This is a genomic window from Candidatus Bathyarchaeia archaeon, assembly GCA_038873195.1.
Taxonomy (GTDB): Archaea; Thermoproteota; Bathyarchaeia; order Bathyarchaeales; family Bathycorpusculaceae; genus DSLH01.
Genome location: JAVZEV010000001.1, coordinates 110,081 through 125,450 on the forward strand (window position 1 = coordinate 110,081; position 15,370 = coordinate 125,450).

Annotated in this window: 14 protein-coding genes; 9 read left to right on the forward strand and 5 right to left on the reverse strand. The window is 41.6% G+C overall.

The window, feature by feature from the left end; genetic code table 11:
- Position 1: 1 nt before the first annotated feature.
- Genes QXW63_00565 through QXW63_00575 form a run of 3 tightly spaced genes read left to right on the forward strand, consistent with a single transcriptional unit; the run spans position 2 to position 4,592 of the window.
- A complete protein-coding gene (locus QXW63_00565; GenBank protein ID MEM3460393.1) occupies positions 2 to 3,826 on the forward strand; it encodes a DNA-directed RNA polymerase subunit A' in 3,825 nt (1,274 codons plus the stop codon).
- On the forward strand, positions 3,823 to 4,158 hold the full coding sequence (locus tag QXW63_00570; protein MEM3460394.1) for a 50S ribosomal protein L30e: 336 nt from the start codon (positions 3,823 to 3,825) through the stop codon (positions 4,156 to 4,158). Before QXW63_00565 ends, QXW63_00570 begins: the two co-directional genes overlap by 4 nt.
- On the forward strand, positions 4,155 to 4,592 hold the full coding sequence (locus QXW63_00575; protein MEM3460395.1) for a NusA-like transcription termination signal-binding factor: 438 nt from the start codon (positions 4,155 to 4,157) through the stop codon (positions 4,590 to 4,592). Before QXW63_00570 ends, QXW63_00575 begins: the two co-directional genes overlap by 4 nt.
- 129 nt (positions 4,593 to 4,721) lie before the next feature.
- On the opposite strand, the gene QXW63_00580 is transcribed toward QXW63_00575, so the two are convergent.
- The 3 genes from QXW63_00580 to QXW63_00590 are packed head-to-tail and all read right to left on the reverse strand — an operon-like array spanning position 4,722 to position 8,052.
- Positions 4,722 to 5,288 carry a hypothetical protein gene (locus QXW63_00580; GenBank protein ID MEM3460396.1) on the reverse strand — a complete coding sequence of 189 codons (567 nt, stop codon included), beginning with the start codon at positions 5,286 to 5,288 and terminating at the stop codon, positions 4,722 to 4,724.
- Positions 5,285 to 6,112, reverse strand: coding sequence for a hypothetical protein (locus QXW63_00585; protein ID MEM3460397.1), 828 nt, complete (start codon positions 6,110 to 6,112; stop codon positions 5,285 to 5,287). The genes QXW63_00580 and QXW63_00585 overlap by 4 nt, the downstream gene beginning before the upstream one ends.
- Positions 6,112 to 8,052, reverse strand: a complete 1,941-nt coding sequence (locus QXW63_00590; GenBank protein ID MEM3460398.1) for an AAA family ATPase — start codon at positions 8,050 to 8,052, stop codon at positions 6,112 to 6,114. Before QXW63_00590 ends, QXW63_00585 begins: the two co-directional genes overlap by 1 nt.
- A 154-nt stretch (positions 8,053 to 8,206) precedes the next feature.
- On the opposite strand from QXW63_00590, the gene QXW63_00595 reads away from it, so the two are divergent.
- The 4 genes from QXW63_00595 (at position 8,207) to QXW63_00610 (ending at position 11,978) form a co-directional block, all read left to right on the forward strand.
- Complete coding sequence (locus QXW63_00595; protein MEM3460399.1) at positions 8,207 to 8,893, forward strand: hypothetical protein; 687 nt, start codon at positions 8,207 to 8,209, stop codon at positions 8,891 to 8,893.
- A gap of 214 nt (positions 8,894 to 9,107) precedes the next feature.
- Positions 9,108 to 10,349: a hypothetical protein gene (locus QXW63_00600; GenBank protein ID MEM3460400.1), complete on the forward strand. Its 1,242-nt coding sequence runs from the start codon at positions 9,108 to 9,110 to the stop codon at positions 10,347 to 10,349.
- A 13-nt stretch (positions 10,350 to 10,362) separates the two neighbouring features.
- Complete coding sequence (locus QXW63_00605) at positions 10,363 to 10,890, forward strand: hypothetical protein (protein ID MEM3460401.1); 528 nt, start codon at positions 10,363 to 10,365, stop codon at positions 10,888 to 10,890.
- A gap of 5 nt (positions 10,891 to 10,895) precedes the next feature.
- Positions 10,896 to 11,978, forward strand: coding sequence for an SPFH domain-containing protein (locus tag QXW63_00610; protein ID MEM3460402.1), 1,083 nt, complete (start codon positions 10,896 to 10,898; stop codon positions 11,976 to 11,978).
- A 6-nt stretch (positions 11,979 to 11,984) separates the two neighbouring features.
- Here the strand turns inward: QXW63_00610 and QXW63_00615 are convergent, their stop codons facing one another.
- Together QXW63_00615 and QXW63_00620 are read right to left on the reverse strand one after the other, a co-directional pair.
- Positions 11,985 to 12,299, reverse strand: a complete 315-nt coding sequence (locus QXW63_00615; protein ID MEM3460403.1) for a zinc-ribbon domain-containing protein — start codon at positions 12,297 to 12,299, stop codon at positions 11,985 to 11,987.
- Between the two features lie 83 nt (positions 12,300 to 12,382).
- On the reverse strand, positions 12,383 to 13,822 hold the full coding sequence (locus QXW63_00620; GenBank protein MEM3460404.1) for a dihydrolipoyl dehydrogenase: 1,440 nt from the start codon (positions 13,820 to 13,822) through the stop codon (positions 12,383 to 12,385).
- 565 nt (positions 13,823 to 14,387) lie between these two features.
- On the opposite strand from QXW63_00620, the gene QXW63_00625 reads away from it, so the two are divergent.
- Together QXW63_00625 and QXW63_00630 are read left to right on the forward strand one after the other, a co-directional pair.
- Entirely contained in the window at positions 14,388 to 14,567 is a 180-nt protein-coding gene (locus tag QXW63_00625) for a hypothetical protein (GenBank protein ID MEM3460405.1), read from the forward strand.
- Entirely contained in the window at positions 14,564 to 15,238 is a 675-nt protein-coding gene (locus QXW63_00630; GenBank protein MEM3460406.1) for a hypothetical protein, read from the forward strand. Before QXW63_00625 ends, QXW63_00630 begins: the two co-directional genes overlap by 4 nt.
- Positions 15,239 to 15,370 lie beyond the last annotated feature (132 nt).

Sequence of the window (15,370 nt, forward strand, 5' to 3'; positions counted from 1 at the left end):
CATGGCAACAGAAGAAGTAATCCATAAAGTTGTTGACGAAATCTATTTTGGTTTACTTTCTCCACAAGACATGCGCAAACTCTCAGTTGTCGAGATTCAAACGCCAGACACGTACGACGAAGACGGTGCTCCCATCACTGCTGGACTAATGGATGGCAGACTCGGTACACTTGAACCTAGACAAAGATGTAAAACATGCGGTAACACTGCAGTTCGCTGTCCTGGACATTTCGGGCATATCGAACTTGCAGTTCCAATAATACACATTGAATTTACGAAAATAATACATGATCTTTTGAGGGCAACTTGCAGAAACTGTGGACGCATACTATTACCTGATGAGACCATTAAGAGAGTTCACGCAAGAGTTGATAGAACTCGCCAACTTCTCGGCGTTGTTCCAGACGAAGTTTACAAAGTCATCATTCAAGAAACAAAGAATAAACAATGCCCTCATTGTGGTGCCATCCAGTATAAAATAGTCTTTGAAAAACCCACAAAGTTTAGTGAACAAATCCCAGAAAGCGGTTCTGAACCTTTAACACCAAGCATGGTTCGCGAAAGACTAGAACGCATACCCGACGAAGACCTTGAACTTTTGGGTTTCAATCCCAAAGCCGCGCGTCCAGCTTGGATGGTTTTACAAGTCTTGCCGGTTCCTCCCGTCTACGTTCGCCCTTCAATAACTTTGGAATCGGGCATTCGCTCAGAAGACGACCTCACTCACAAGCTTGTGGATATAATTCGCATAAACCAACGGTTGAAAGAGAACATGGAAGCTGGGGCTCCTACGCTTATAATTCAAGACTTGTCTGAACTTCTCCAATACCATGTTACAACCTATTTTAACAATGAGGCTTCTGGTATACCGCCAGCGCGACATCGTTCTGGAAGAGCATTAAAGACGCTTTCTCAGAGGCTTAAGGGCAAGGAGGGAAGATTCCGAAGCAATCTTTCTGGAAAAAGAGTTGACTTTTCAGCGCGCACAGTTATTTCTCCAGATCCAAACCTTGACATAAATGAGGTTGGGGTTCCACTTGAAGTTGCCATGCGCTTGTCTGTGCCTGAAAAAGTGACTGAATGGAACATTGAGGAAATGCGCCAGCTTATCATAAATGGACCTGAAAAATACCCTGGCGCCCTTTACATCATTAGACATGACGGCAAACGCATAAGACTTGAATTTGTAATTGATAGGACAAAGATTGCTGAAGCTGTAGAGCCTGGCTTTATTGTTGAGAGGCATCTGAAAAACGGTGATATTGCCATCTTTAACCGTCAACCTTCACTTCACCGCATGTCGATAATGGCTCATTACGTGCGCGTTTTGCCCTACAAAACATTCCGCTTGCACCTGTGCGTGTGTCCGCCTTACAACGCGGACTTTGACGGAGACGAGATGAACTTACACATACCACAAAGTGAAGAAGCACGGACAGAAGCACTTCTGCTAATGCAAGTCCAAGACCAAATACTCTCTCCAAGATTTGGAGGTCCGATAATCGGAGCCATTCGAGACTTTATAACCGGCGCATATTTGTTTACAAGAAAATCAAACTATTTAACAAAACAAGAAGTCAACAGGTTGCTGCTTGCAGCAGGTTACGATGGACCTTTACCAGAGCCAAAAATCAAAGAACCACAACCTCTCTGGACGGGCAAACAAATTTTCAGTCTGTTCCTACCAAAAGACATGAACTATGTTTTAAAGGCAAACATTTGTCAAGGGTGTTCCAAGTGCGAAGAGGAAGATTGCAAATATGATGCTTATGTGGTCGTCAGAAATGGTGAACTTGTGAGCGGTGTCATAGATAGACGTTCGATAGGTGCTGAACAATCCGAAAGTCTTCTTCACAGAATAATAAAGGATTATGGAACAAAAGCAGGACGCGAATTTCTGAACAAGATAACTCGATTGTTGAAACTTTTTATATCAATGCGTGGCTTCACATATTCATACGAACAACTCGTTTTATCTCCAACCGCGGAGAACAAAATAAACAAAACAATGGAAAGGGTTCAGAAGAAAGTTGAGGAGTTAATAGAAGGCTACCGCAAGGGCACTCTGCCCAGACTTCCGGGGCAGACACTCGAGGAATCTTTCGAAATTTATGTAATGAATGAATTAGCCAAAGCCAGAGACGACGCTGGAAAAATCGCTGACGAAGATTTTACTATCGAAAATGCTGGCATAGTTATGACTCGAACTGGCGCGAGAGGTTCAAGCCTAAACATTGGACAGATGAGCGCATGTGTAGGGCAACAATCAGTACGTGGCAAAAGAATACTGCGTGGGTATCTAGGTCGCGCTCTGCCCCACTTCAAATCTGGCGACCCGACACCAAGAGCGAGAGGGTTCGTGTATTCATCTTATCAAAGCGGGCTTGACGCGGTTGAATTTTTCTTCCATGCTATGGGTGGTCGTGAAGGACTTGTGGACACAGCCGTTAGAACACAGCAAAGCGGATACATGCAAAGACGACTGATTAACGCACTTGAACATATACGGTTGGAGTATGACGGAACAGTAAGAAACTCTGCAGGCGATATAATTCAGTTCAGGTACGGCGAGGATGGAGTTGACCCTGCAAAAAGCGACCATGGAAAGGCTGTGAACGTGAGCCGACTAGTTGAGCAACTTAGGATAGCTGAAGAAAAAGGTAAGCCAGCGCCGGAAGATTACATTAAGAAGCAACTAGAGGAAGTTGAGAATGAACTTACTCCTATACTTGTTGATGAGCTTAAACAAAGTTTAACTAAAGCGAAACTTAGCAAGGCGTGCGTGGATAAAGCGATTAAGTTAACTGTTGAAAACTATAAACGAGCCTTAATGGAGCCCGGCGAAGCCGTAGGAATAGTTGCAGCGCAGTCAATAGGCGAACCAGGCACGCAGATGACTCTTAGAACATTCCACTACGCTGGAGTTAGAGAGCAAAACGTGACTTTAGGCCTGCCAAGGCTTATAGAGATTGTAGATGCTAGGAGAATTCCATCCACACCCATAATGACGATATATTTAGACGAAGTGCACAGAAAAAGCAAGGAATCCGCCGTAAAAATTGCACGCAGTATCATTTACACTACATTAGAGGATTTAGCCCAAGCAATTTATGAAGATCCGGTGAATGAGGAAATAGTTGTTGAGCTTAATAAAACAATGATGGAAGATCGTGGAGTGACTTTACAGGAACTGAAGGAAAAACTGCAGATTCAGAATTCCACTGTGAAGATGAAGGGAAATCACATACATATAAAGCCCAAGAAAGCTGAAGCCCTAAAGAGGCTGCTTGGTAAAGTTTCTGCTTTTCACATTAAAGGAGTATCCGGTATAAAGCGTGTCCTTGTTACGGAAGAGCGTGGAGAATGGGTCATAAGAACTGACGGTTCAAACCTTCCGAAGGTTTTGGAAGTTTATGGCGTGGATACTTCGAGGACAACGACAAATAACGTTCACGAAATAGCTAAGACTCTTGGAATTGAAGCGGCTAGAAACGCGTTGATGAATGAGTCTAAGGGTGTTCTCGAAGAGCAAGGCTTGGACGTTGATATACGTCATGTTATGCTTGTCGCAGATATGATGACGTCAACTGGCGAAGTGCAACAAATCGGTAGGCACGGCATAAGCGGCAAGAAATCAAGCGTCTTGGCAAGAGCAGCATTCGAAATAACTGTTCCAAACATTGTTGAAGCAGCCATAAAAGGCGAAAGCGACCCATTAGAAGGTGTAACCGAAAACGTAATAGTGGGGCAGTCAATACCCATTGGTACTGGACTTGTAGAGTTATACATGTCAACATCCGAATCTAAGGGAGAGAAAGAGGAATGATAGACATAGACAAGGCAATTGCAGCGGCTGTCAAGACTGGCAAAGTAGCTTTCGGGACAAACTCTGCCATACAAAACGCGAAAACTGGCAAGGTTAAAATGATAATTTTGGCTTCAAACTGTCCCCCTATCACACGTGAAGATATAGCATACTACTGTAAACTTTCAAATATCCCATTAATAACCTACAAAGGCTCATCATTTGATTTAGCTGCTGTCTGCGGCAAACCCTTTGCTGTTTCAGCGTTAAGTATAAGAGAGCCGGGTGAGTCAGAAATTCTCAAACTAGTAGAGGGCACTGAGCCAGAGGAGCCTCGCGGAGGAAGCGAATGACAAGCGGAATAAAATTTACAAGCACAGAAATGCGCTATATCGCTTTGTTTGAAAGCATAACAGGCGCAAGCGTCAAAGACTGCATTATAGACGAAGAGCAAGGACGTGTGATTTTTGTTGTCAACGAAGGACAAGTAGGCGTAGCTATCGGAAGAGGCGGAAGAAACATTCGCACTTTGGAAAGAATGACTGGGAAAAAACACGAAATAATTGAGTATTCTGAAGATCCTGCGCAGTTCATAAAGAATGCACTTAAGCCTGCTCTTGTTAAGGAAGTTCGTTTAACTGAAAGGTCGGATGGAAAGAAAATAGCAGTTGTCGCCGTTAACCCAAGAGACAAGGGCGTGGCAATAGGTAAAAATGGTAAAAACGCCGAGCGTTTGCGTTTTCTCGCCAAGAGATACTTCCAAATACAAAATGTCAGCATTACCTGATTTGGTGTTTCATAAATGAATGACTTTGTAAATCAGTTTCTTGGTAATCCGTTACTGATTCTAACAATCATATTGATTATTGACGCTATCGCCTTCATTTACCACAAGATACGAAAATAGCGACTGTATCTACGCTTTCGTTTCTGTTCCCAAAAGTAAATCTATTAGTGCTTTCTGGTCTATTTCGGCGCGTGTTCTCCAGTCCAAATATAATTGTTCATTCTCGTCTTGCGTTAAGTATCCGTAACGAATGTAACGGTCAATGTTAATGTCCACTTTCCACCCAGGAAGTTTATCGCGTAAAAGTTCCTCTACCTCTTTTCGTGGAGCTTTTCCCTTCTTAGAAATTATGTAAGCTATCGCTATTGCCAGTCCAGCCAAGTCGTCTATTCGCCACCCTATCATCTTAGCTTCTTTTGGCGTTAATTCGCCTCGTAGTGTTATGTAAAATCTAGCTTTGTCCAGCAGCTCCAGCGTTGGCTTCTCAACAGTTTTCTCTTCTTCAAAAACCGTTTTGACTTGCAAATCAAGCGCTTTCAAATAGTTATCTAGAATGTTCAAAACTTTTGGGTAATCTGCACCTAAGGCTTTTCGAAGTTCCCAACCTTTCACTCCCGGTTTGGCATGTCTGCGGTAGAAAAGCATGTGTGTTGCACGTTTGAGTTTGCTTGCATAGTAGCCTTTTCGTTTGCTCACTTTAGCTCTCCTCGTTTCCATTTCATCCAATTGTCAGTTGTGACGGCTATTGGTATGGAAACCAACTGTTTCTTGCCGATTTTTGTTACTGGTTTATCGTATGGCTTGATTAAGATTTCTTCTTCTAACGGATAAACCTCTAACGTTGCATAACCATAGGTTATTAGAAAACTCGTCATGAACGCCCTATGCACTGTTTCCTCGTAGGTTTCTGCGCCAACAAAATCCCAGTAACGAATTCTTCCATCGTCGCCTTTCTCCTTAACTTTACTTTTCATTTCCTGCCAGAAATTCTCTAATTCTTCAGAGAAGGCTTTATCACGTAGAATTCTTTGTTTAACAAGCTCATCTCTTGTCGTGGTGCCCGCTTCAAACTCTGCTGTTGGAAATTCTTTCCATCTTTCCTTGAGTGGCAAAAGGTTCTCCCAGTATTTCATAGCTTCTGCAATGCTATGAAGCGAAATTTGTTCTAATTCGACAATAGGATGCCAAGCCTTGAAGAAGACTTCAACCATATCTTCTTTATCTATTCGGGTGAGTTTTTCCTCTAATAGGAACGGGTCCGTGTAAAGCGAAGTTGAGCGATGTTTCACCCATTCGCTTTGAAGTTTTATAACCGAGGCTAAACGATGAACAGTTTCAGCGTCTAAGCAAAGGTCTTCTGGAACTTCCCATTCTGGAAAATACTCTTTAATTACGCTTATAACTTCATTGACATCTATTAAAAATGGGTCTAGCGAGCGTTCCTCGACAGACTTACACATTTCGATTATGCGTTGAAGCTTTTCTTTACCGATGCGAATTCGCTCTCTTTTCGGCTGCATTAGGCAACCTCTCTGATTATCGATTTGCCTTCGATGTTCTGGACAGTGATTATGTTTGCTTCTTCCTCTGCGAACGTTATCTGGCTTGGCGTAATCACAATATATTGGGCATCAGCATCCTTGACTGTTGAAATGAGCATTTTCGCGATTAACTCGCGGTTTTTAGGATCCATGTGAATATCATATTCGTCAACAGCGCGGAATGGCGAGCGAACGTGCTGTTGCAAGGCTAATAGGAAACTCATTGTTGCAGTGGTTCTTTCTCCTCCGCTTTGCGTGTAAGCATCCAACGGAACAGGTTTTCCGCCTTTAAAGCCCACTAAAATTTCTAATCCAGCAACTTCCATGTCATGTCCATTAGCGAGTCTAACTTCACCAACAGCTTGAGCTTGGGCAAGAATTTTTTGGTACTCGAGATTCACGCGGTCTAGAAGGTTTTGGATGACTGTTCGCCAAGCTTGCATTCGTGTTTTAACTTCTTCTAACGCCTTTTCTCGGTTTTCGGCAACTAACTGCGCCTTTTCTTTCAGTTCTAAGTAAAGTTTTGAGTAGGATTCGTACATGCGTTCTATGTCTTCTGAAACATCCGCTAGAGCGGCCAAATGTCCGTCTGTGATGCGGATTTCATCTAAGATTTCGCTGATGCCTTTTATCACTGCAATTCTGGAACCGGTCTGCTCTGCTTTCGCTATTGCATCGTTTAAGTGAATTCGTGCAGTTTTCAACTCGCTTTCGATTTGCTTCAAGTTATTGATTGCGTTTTCTCTTCGATATTGAAGCAGTGCCAATTTAATGCGACTATCCAAAATCTGATTGCTGACTTTTTCAGTCTCTTCTTCTAAGCTTTTTGTTTTTAACTGAATTTCTTTTATTTCTGTGTTTAACTTTGACAGTTGGCTTGTGGAGTTTTGCATGAGCTCCTTTAAATTTTCACTTTTCAGAAGTTTAGGTTGCATGGGCAAAGGTTCTTTCATTATCGCTTGGAGATGCGGATTCTCAAGCATAGTTATTTCTTTTAATAGCTGTTCGCACAACGTGATTGTCGATTCGTTTCGAGCCTTTTCGCATTCAAGATTCAAGCGCTTATCAAAAAGTGTTTTCCATTCTTTTTTAAGTTCTTCAAATGTGTTCCGCTGAACTTGTAATTCTTCTTCTACTTTTCGTGTTTCTTCTTCAATCTGGTTAACAACATCCTTTTCTCTTTTCATTCCTTCCTCTAAATTTTTGACTGCTTCCTCTTTTCTGGCAACTTCTGCCCATGCAAGCTCTCTTTCCAAAAATCTTCTTTTCGTTTGCAACTGTTTTTTCTCTTGGAATCTGTCGTATTGCTCCCGCCAATAGTTAAGCGTCTGCTCTGCTGATTCCAAGAGCTTACTTACTGATTCTTCTTGGCTTAGTATGCGTGTGAGCTTTTTCTGAGCTTGCAAAACATTTTCGCGGTAAGGCTCCAATCCAACAGCTGCTTCCATCATGCGAAGTTTTTCTTGCGTGGAAAGTATAGTGAATTGTTCAACCATGTTCTGATGCATGATGATGAGCATATTGTCTGGGTCTACGCCCAACTTGTCCAAGAGTCTTTCAACATCCTGCTTTGTAACCGCTCTATTTTCAAGTTCAAACCAGTACTGTCCATCTCTACGAAGAACACGTGTGAGAAAAATTTGGTCTTTGTTAAATTTCTGAACTGGGCGGTTCTTTCCCCTTCGAGTGTTATCTAGAATAAGTGTCACGCGAGCTTGGTCTTTTCCCCATCGGATTAGGTTGCTCAGTTTTTTGGACCGTTCCGTATAAGATTGTCCCAATGCCACGGAGATAGCCAACAACAGAGAGGACTTTCCAGAACCGTTTGGTCCGCAAATGACGTTTACTCCATGTTTAAACGGTACCCTAGCATATTCGTAGCTCATGAAGTTTTCTAGGATGACCTCCTGAATCAGCATTAGGAAAGTTGCCTCTCTAGCAGTAGTAATAGAGGTAAAAAGTCTCTTATTAAAGCAATTAGGCAAACTTTAACTCAAAGCAAATCGGCAAAACACAAAAGTTTTACATATAAATTTACAGACTAACTAGCGAGTTTAAAGGTTGGATTAGACAATGGTTGTTGCAGGCAAAGTCTTCAGACTTTCTGAACCACTTTCTACTACTGAAATCGCATCGCGCCTCGAAGGCTACCACACAGAAGAGCCCTATGAGGAAGGCGACTACAAGTTTACACTCGTAACCGAAGTTGTTGGGCTTCTGCCAAAGGAAGGCATGCTTAAAGGTATTTATTCACACGATTATGTTCTCCACATTTTTCACAGAGGCAAAGTAGCACCTTTGCCGCGTACTGTCGAAGCTCTCTTCAGCTTCTCACAACATGAAGACAATACTTTCTTGACTGTTGTTGAAAAGAAACGCATAGCAAACTTCATCGCAAATAAGCTGAGCGAAATACTCTTCGAAAAAATAGGCAATGTATTAGAAGCCAGAATTCCCCCAGAAACCCTCAAGGATTTCCACTTGAAAAACCCAGAAGACACAAAAATCACCTTCTTTGACAATGTTGACATTCCAAACGTGAATAAACTCTCGCTTTATGGTCCAGATTTGATTAATACTTCGCTTTTTGAAGATTACTGCAAACATGGTGATTTATGGTATGTTGTTGCAAGAGCAAGAGAATACGGCTACGTTGTAGGCGTAACCAGAGACGCCTCAGTAACAATCTTCAATTTAACAGATAAAGAAAAGTACTTGGAGTATGTCGCTAAAGAAATTTATCAGCTGATAACAACATAGATGTTGCAGCTTAAGACTAACAAATCATTAATTCATAAGTTTTAAAGCTCCGAAAAAACAATTAATAAATGGTTTAATGGAAGCGAAATAATGAGCATATCTGAAAAATTTTCTTCCTCAAAAGCTGAGATGCAACTAAAATTCAACAGATTAACATGCCGTGTTAATAAACTACAAAAGAACCATGAAAATTCTGGGGGAGGATGAACAGTTTATGGCGCGCTATCAAGGATTGGGCGTAGACATTAAAGCTCTGTTAGAAAAACTGAAGTTTTCTATGGAAAAACAAGGCTACAAAATAGAACGTGTGCTAACCGGCGAGACCAGTTTTCTAATCGAGTATAAAAAGGGAGGCATGCTTGCAGCAAAAGAAACCTTAAGCGTGAAAGGCGTTCCGGACGATTTTGTTGTTTCAGGAATTAGGGAGGATAACCAAGAATTATGGTTCATAGTTGAAGACGTTATCTTGGCTTCTGCACGGAATCCTCAAGCCTTCAAAAGCCACACAGAACAACTCGCGCCACCTGCACCTCCACAACCAACAGCACCTGCAATGCCGCCTCAAGCTGTTCCACCGCCTCCAGCTCCAAAACCGGCACAACCGCTCCCTACAAACTGCAGCCGATGCGGCGCTCCAATTACTGTGACGCAGGAAGATTTGATATTTACGTGTAGATATTGTGGTTTCACGATGACTGTGGCTTCAAGAGAAGAACTAAAAGCTCACAGTATGTTAGAAAACCGTCTTCTTTCTCAGCAAGCAGTTGATGCCGCACGGAAATACATGGACAAGGGCATTTTCAGAGTTGGTGTTTCAAAAGACGCCCAAATCACCAGCGTGAAACTGCGTTATGTTCCTTTCTGGGTTTGCCAAGCTACCACAAACACGTTTTTGAAAGGTGTTACTGGCACGGGAGTCATGGGGGAAATCCATCAAGCACAAGAAGCTGTGTCTGATAAACGCTCAAGCGGGCTGGCAAAGTTTGGAAAACTCATTCTCGCCGGAGCCAAAGCTTATGCTGAGACGCAGCAAAAGGACAAATCGCCAAGGCATGTCTCTTACTCATTCTCAAACACTTACATTTGGCCAACATTAGCTAGGCGAACAATGATAAGCGAGATTAACTATTATGATGTGCCAGCAGCCAGAAAAATTCCGTTTGATGTAGGCAAAGTGCCGCAGGACGCTGAATTTCTCAACATAGAATTAAACGAGGAAGAAGCCAAAGCCAAAATTCGAGCGGAAATAGAAGCCAAAGAAAGGTTGATTGCAAGTGGCAAAGTTGATACTCTTGAAACTTGCAGTGTAAACGTGACTCTTGGAGAAGCTGAACTGGTGCACGCACCCGTCTGGTTTGTCCATTATACTTTAAAAGGAGAAAACTACGTTATTGCAATAGACGGTTGTGAAGGAAAAGTTTTAGGTGGAGGAAGACCTTTATTTAGCATCGGTTAGAAGGTTGAAAAAAATGGCAGAAAGAGAAACAATAGAAAAAGTGAAAGACAAGCAGGGAATACTTGCCAAAATCCAAAACGTATTCGGCTTAGGATACGCAACAAAAGAAGACCTACGCGAGTTAGACAAGAAACTTCGAGACCTATATCACTCTGACTTCAAAACGTTGCGCCACAGATGGGAAGAACTTTACTTGGCAGCGTTAAACGCTGGAAAAGCCACAGACGACTTCAAAAAGGTCATACAAATCATGGATAGGATTGCTGAAAAAGTTCACCATGCTGATTATGGATATGCTGGTTTGATGGACCGCAAGGGACACATAAGAGAAACTGAGTTAGCGCGGGTTTTCAATTATGACAAGGCATTAAGCGCTGATGTTGAGGCAATAGTGAACGCTGTGAACGAACTCCACAAAGACAGCGAAGCTGAAAATTGGACGGAAGCGGCAGCCAAAGCTAAGAACATTAAATCCTTAATACTGGCGTTTGAATCTAAATGGGATGAAAGAGAAAAACAGTTCAGACCGTTGGAGGTGTAAGTTAAATGCCAGTTATTGAAAAAGTATCATGGGACTATGCAGGAGCAGAAGACATAGCCTACAGATTCCCAAATCTTTCACTCAAGTATGGAAGTCAAGTCATAGTTAAAGAAAATCAGTGGGCTGTCTTCTTTCGAGACGGCAAAGCCTATGATGTTTTTGGACCTGGAAGACACACGATTACAAGCAATAATATTCCACTTTTAACTGCTGCTTTGAGGGCATTACGTATAATAGGCGACATTTTCGACTGCGAAGTTGTTTTTGTAAGCAACAGCCAGTTTAGAGCAAACTTTGGTGGCACAGCCTACTCGGCGCCAAGCGGCGACATAAAGTATCAAGCTGAACTGGGATTTTTTGGCTACATGCTTTACAAAGTTGAAGACCCTAAACTTTTTGTTGTTGAGTTCTTCGGCAACCGTGGTGCCAGTTCATCCAGAGATGTTGAAAATTACATTCGTGGTTTCATAAACGAGCGCATAATAAATGAGTTTGGCAACCATGATATATTCACTGTTGTGAAAAATGTTGATGCTACTACTGATAAGGTTACATTGAAAATAAGCGATGAAGCGGCAAGAGTCGGCTTAAAAGTCATAGACTGCGTCTTCGAAGGTGTCAAAATCCCAGAAGAAGCAAGAAGGTTTGCGTCTGGAATGGGCGCTCAAGCTATGATGATGCAGTACATGAAAGAAACGGCAACAGAACTTAAAGGAAGCGAAGGTGGAGGCGCAGCGGCTGCTGGTTTAGGCGCTGGAATGGGCTTAACGATGCCTTACATGATGGCTCAGCAGATGCAGCAAGCACAAGCCGGTCAACCTCAGCAATTAATAATTTGCCAAAGCTGCGGTGCCAAAAATCCTGTGGGCACAAAATTCTGTGGTAATTGTGGTGCAAGTTTAGCTCCGCAGGCAAAAGTTGTTTGTCCCAAATGTAAGGCTGAAAATCCTGCTGGGACGAAATTCTGCGGAAACTGTGGCACTCCCCTTACTCAACCAGCTGCCAGTGAAATAACTTGTCCAAAATGTAACGCGAAGAATCCAGTGGGAACAAAATTCTGCGGTAATTGCGGAGAAAAATTAGGCTAAAGAGCTTTACTTTCTCTTTTTTCTAGTTTTCTTTGTTTCTTTTAGCGGAGAGCCACATTTTACACAGAATTTCATGTTTGAAGGCACAGTTGCTCCACATTTTACGCATTGAGTAGATGATGGTGGGTATAGGGATTGGCCGCATTGTCCGCAGAACTTGTTTTCAACGGGGTTCTTGTTGCCACACCGTAGGCAGATAATAACTTGTTTAATGATTCTTTCTGGTGGTTTCATGGTTTGAGAAATATACTGCGCCATAGTTAATCCTAAAGCTAAGCCGATTCCAGCGGAGAAAGCTTCGCCGACGGTGTATTTAGTCATGATTTTATCAAGTAAATAAGGAATTTGGCATAAGAAAAACTTTACTCAGATTTCTCTATACATTTTCAAAGATTTCTTTTAATCTATTTAGTTGACAACTGGTAATGTTCTTCTATAATATGATGGTACATGTCCGGGTTCATGAGTGAACCAAGCGCCTTTTGCACAACTTCGCTTAAAGCAGGGTGAATGTGCATTGCAGTCATTATGGGCAGTGCGCTTTGTTCGTGAGTGTACATTACGTTTATTATCTCTTGTATGAGCACGGAAGCGTATGGTCCGATAATGTGGGCTCCCAATATTTTCATGTTTTCTTTATCCACGATGATCTTGACAAAATAATCTTCTTTTATGTTCATGGCTTCTCCTTTGGCGGTATCTTGGAATCTGTGGAACCCTATTAACACTTTATCTTTGCCATGTTTCTCTATTGCTTCTTTCTCTTTGAGACCTACGCTCGCGATTTCAGGATACGTAAAAACGGCGTGTGGCACAGCGTGATAGTCAACTTTCACCTTGTCTTTTAGTATGGCGTTGTAATATACTATGAGGGCTTCATAGTTTGCCGCGTGTTTGAATTGGTATTTGCCATTTGCGTCGCCTAACGCCCAGATGTTTAGCTGTGGAGTTTCCAGATACTCGTTGACTTGTATCCATCCTTCATCATCAACTTTTATTCCGCTTTTTTCTGGACGAAGTATATCGGTGTTTGGGCTTCTTCCAGTAGCAACCAGTATTTCTTCAGCCGTTATCTCAACTGTTCGTTTATTTTCTCTATCAAAGGCAATGAGTTTTTTCATGTTTGTCGATGTTTTTATTACCTCATGCACTTCATGGTTAACAATTATTTGCATGTGTTTTCCTAACACTTTTTGGGCGACTGCTGAGATTTCCGGTTCTTCTTCTGGCAAAAATTGCGGATTTCTACCGATAACTGTGACTTTTGCTCCCATTGCAGAAAAGAAGTGTCCATATTCCGCTGCTATGTAACCTCCTCCAATGATAGCTATGCTCTTAGGCAGTTTTTTCATTTTTAGAATCGTATCGCTGGTGTGGTAGCCAGTTTTTTCAAGTCCCTTTATTGGTGGAATAGACGGTTTGGAGCCAATGCAGAGAATAATCGTTTTTGAGGATATTATATCGTCTTGAACTTTTAGCGTGTAGGGCGCTGTGAACTCGGCTTTGGCGTGGTAGTAATCCACGTTTTTAGAGCGAGAGAGACTGTTTCGTATGGTTTCTATTTCAGCGTTTATGTGAGTCCTCATTCTTTCCATTATTTTTCCGAAATTTATTTCCTTAACTTCAATGGTTAGGCCAAGTTCTTCTGTGTTTTCTATTGCTCTAATCAGTTCGGCTGGATATAGCAGCATTTTAGATGGTATACAACCTCGTGTTAGACAAATTCCACCTGGTTCGTCTTTGTCTATGACTGCGACTTTTAGGTGAGGGTTTTTTTGGATTGCAACGTTTACGATTTCCATTGCTGAACCTGTGCCTATCACTATTAGGTCGTATTTTTTCACACCAACCACCATTGGCTATTCACAATAAACATATATGTGCAAAACCATATAAAACATCCATGTTGTTTCAGAAAAAAGTAAACCGCATTAGACTGATCAAACTTAATAATATTCGCATTTACACTGAAAATGCTTGTAGCCTCTGTTTTTTATCTGGTTCGCTTCAATTCTTGTATGTGAGTTCTGATTCTCTGTCGTGCGCAAGGAATTATAGCTCCTTATTTAAAGCTGATATTCATAAGACGTCAAAAACCAAGGTTGATAATCAATTATAACATTTTATAAGTTGCTAATAAGTGAGAATGTATAACATTTTATAAGTTGCTAATAAGTGAGAATGTTTGTCTTTTCTTCCGAAAGAGAAAATAAGCAAAATCGACATCAAAAAATAGGCAAGGCCTCCGAAATAGTGGCCGGGGTGAGGTAAGTCGGCCTAAAGTGGAGATTTCTCCATTAACCCGCACAACCCCTTTTTTTATTGTGAGGTAAACGTTAATGGATAATGGCGATTTTCTCTTTTTGATTTTTGCGTTGTTAGTGTTTATCGTTATGGTAGGTGGTTTTTGTGGAAAAAGCGAAGGAGAAAAGGAAAAAGCATAAGCGTAAAACATTTGAAACGCGAATCTTAGAGAGGGAGCTGGAGTTAGATGAGCTTCAGCTTTTCAACGAAACTATACATTCACGTATGAATCAGGAGGCTTTCTTGTTGGAACGTAAAAGGAATTCGAGGGACTACATAACATGACTACACGCAATTTTCCTAAGCACAGATACAAATTTGGAAAACAAAAGAGGGCTATCACTATTCAAAACTTTAAGGAAATGCTTGATAGAGTGGACAGGATTGATTTAGGCAAATATGATACTTTAACAGTCAAATCGTTTTTGGCATTGCTCTATTGGACGGGCCTAAGAAAAACTGAAGTGCATGGAGCTAAACCGCACAGGTATATTTTACCGTCATGCAAGAAACATAGCGAAACCATAATAAAAGAAACTGAAGCTGTTCCAGGCATTTTGAAGGAAGACATTGAAGTTAAAGGTGACGTGCTTTATATTGAAGCGGTAGCTCGTAAACATGGAAAACGTGAAGCTCCATTAGAATTGTGGATTAAGCTTCCATTCGTAGATTTAATAGTTGAGCAATGGAAACGGACAGAGCCTAAACAGAGAGTTTGGCCGTTAAGCGAATGGGATTCATGGCAAATAATGAAGCGCATAGATAAGAAAAAGTATCTTCACTATTTCCGTTTCAACCGCATAACCGAGTTGTGCAGTAATCCGAAATTAAGCGTGGCGGATATATGCAGTTGGACAGGCTTAACGCCTGCAACCGTTAATGAGTATATGGAGCGTAGCGGAAGGTTCATTAAAAGAACAATGGAAGCTATGAAAGAGCAATACGCAACCGCTTAACATTATTTATTTACCACACAAGCCAACATCAATAACTTAATTTATATAGTAAAGCAGAAAAAAGCTCAAATTAAGCTTATTTCATGAAAAAGAACCGTTTACCAACTAAATTTGAATTTAATTGAAACGCGG

What these genes read in the sequence shown, in the direction of transcription:
- QXW63_00565 (MEM3460393.1), top strand. Translation starts at nt 2, where the DNA reads ATGGCAACAGAAGAAGTAATCCATAAAGTTGTTGACGAAATCTATTTT.
- QXW63_00570 (MEM3460394.1), top strand. Translation starts at nt 3,823, where the DNA reads ATGATAGACATAGACAAGGCAATTGCAGCGGCTGTCAAGACTGGCAAA.
- QXW63_00575 (MEM3460395.1), top strand. Translation starts at nt 4,155, where the DNA reads ATGACAAGCGGAATAAAATTTACAAGCACAGAAATGCGCTATATCGCT.
- QXW63_00585 (MEM3460397.1), bottom strand. Translation starts at nt 6,112, where the DNA reads ATGCAGCCGAAAAGAGAGCGAATTCGCATCGGTAAAGAAAAGCTTCAA.
- QXW63_00590 (MEM3460398.1), bottom strand. Translation starts at nt 8,052, where the DNA reads ATGCTGATTCAGGAGGTCATCCTAGAAAACTTCATGAGCTACGAATAT.
- QXW63_00595 (MEM3460399.1), top strand. Translation starts at nt 8,207, where the DNA reads ATGGTTGTTGCAGGCAAAGTCTTCAGACTTTCTGAACCACTTTCTACT.
- QXW63_00600 (MEM3460400.1), top strand. Translation starts at nt 9,108, where the DNA reads ATGGCGCGCTATCAAGGATTGGGCGTAGACATTAAAGCTCTGTTAGAA.
- QXW63_00605 (MEM3460401.1), top strand. Translation starts at nt 10,363, where the DNA reads ATGGCAGAAAGAGAAACAATAGAAAAAGTGAAAGACAAGCAGGGAATA.
- QXW63_00610 (MEM3460402.1), top strand. Translation starts at nt 10,896, where the DNA reads ATGCCAGTTATTGAAAAAGTATCATGGGACTATGCAGGAGCAGAAGAC.
- QXW63_00615 (MEM3460403.1), bottom strand. Translation starts at nt 12,299, where the DNA reads ATGACTAAATACACCGTCGGCGAAGCTTTCTCCGCTGGAATCGGCTTA.
- QXW63_00630 (MEM3460406.1), top strand. Translation starts at nt 14,564, where the DNA reads ATGACTACACGCAATTTTCCTAAGCACAGATACAAATTTGGAAAACAA.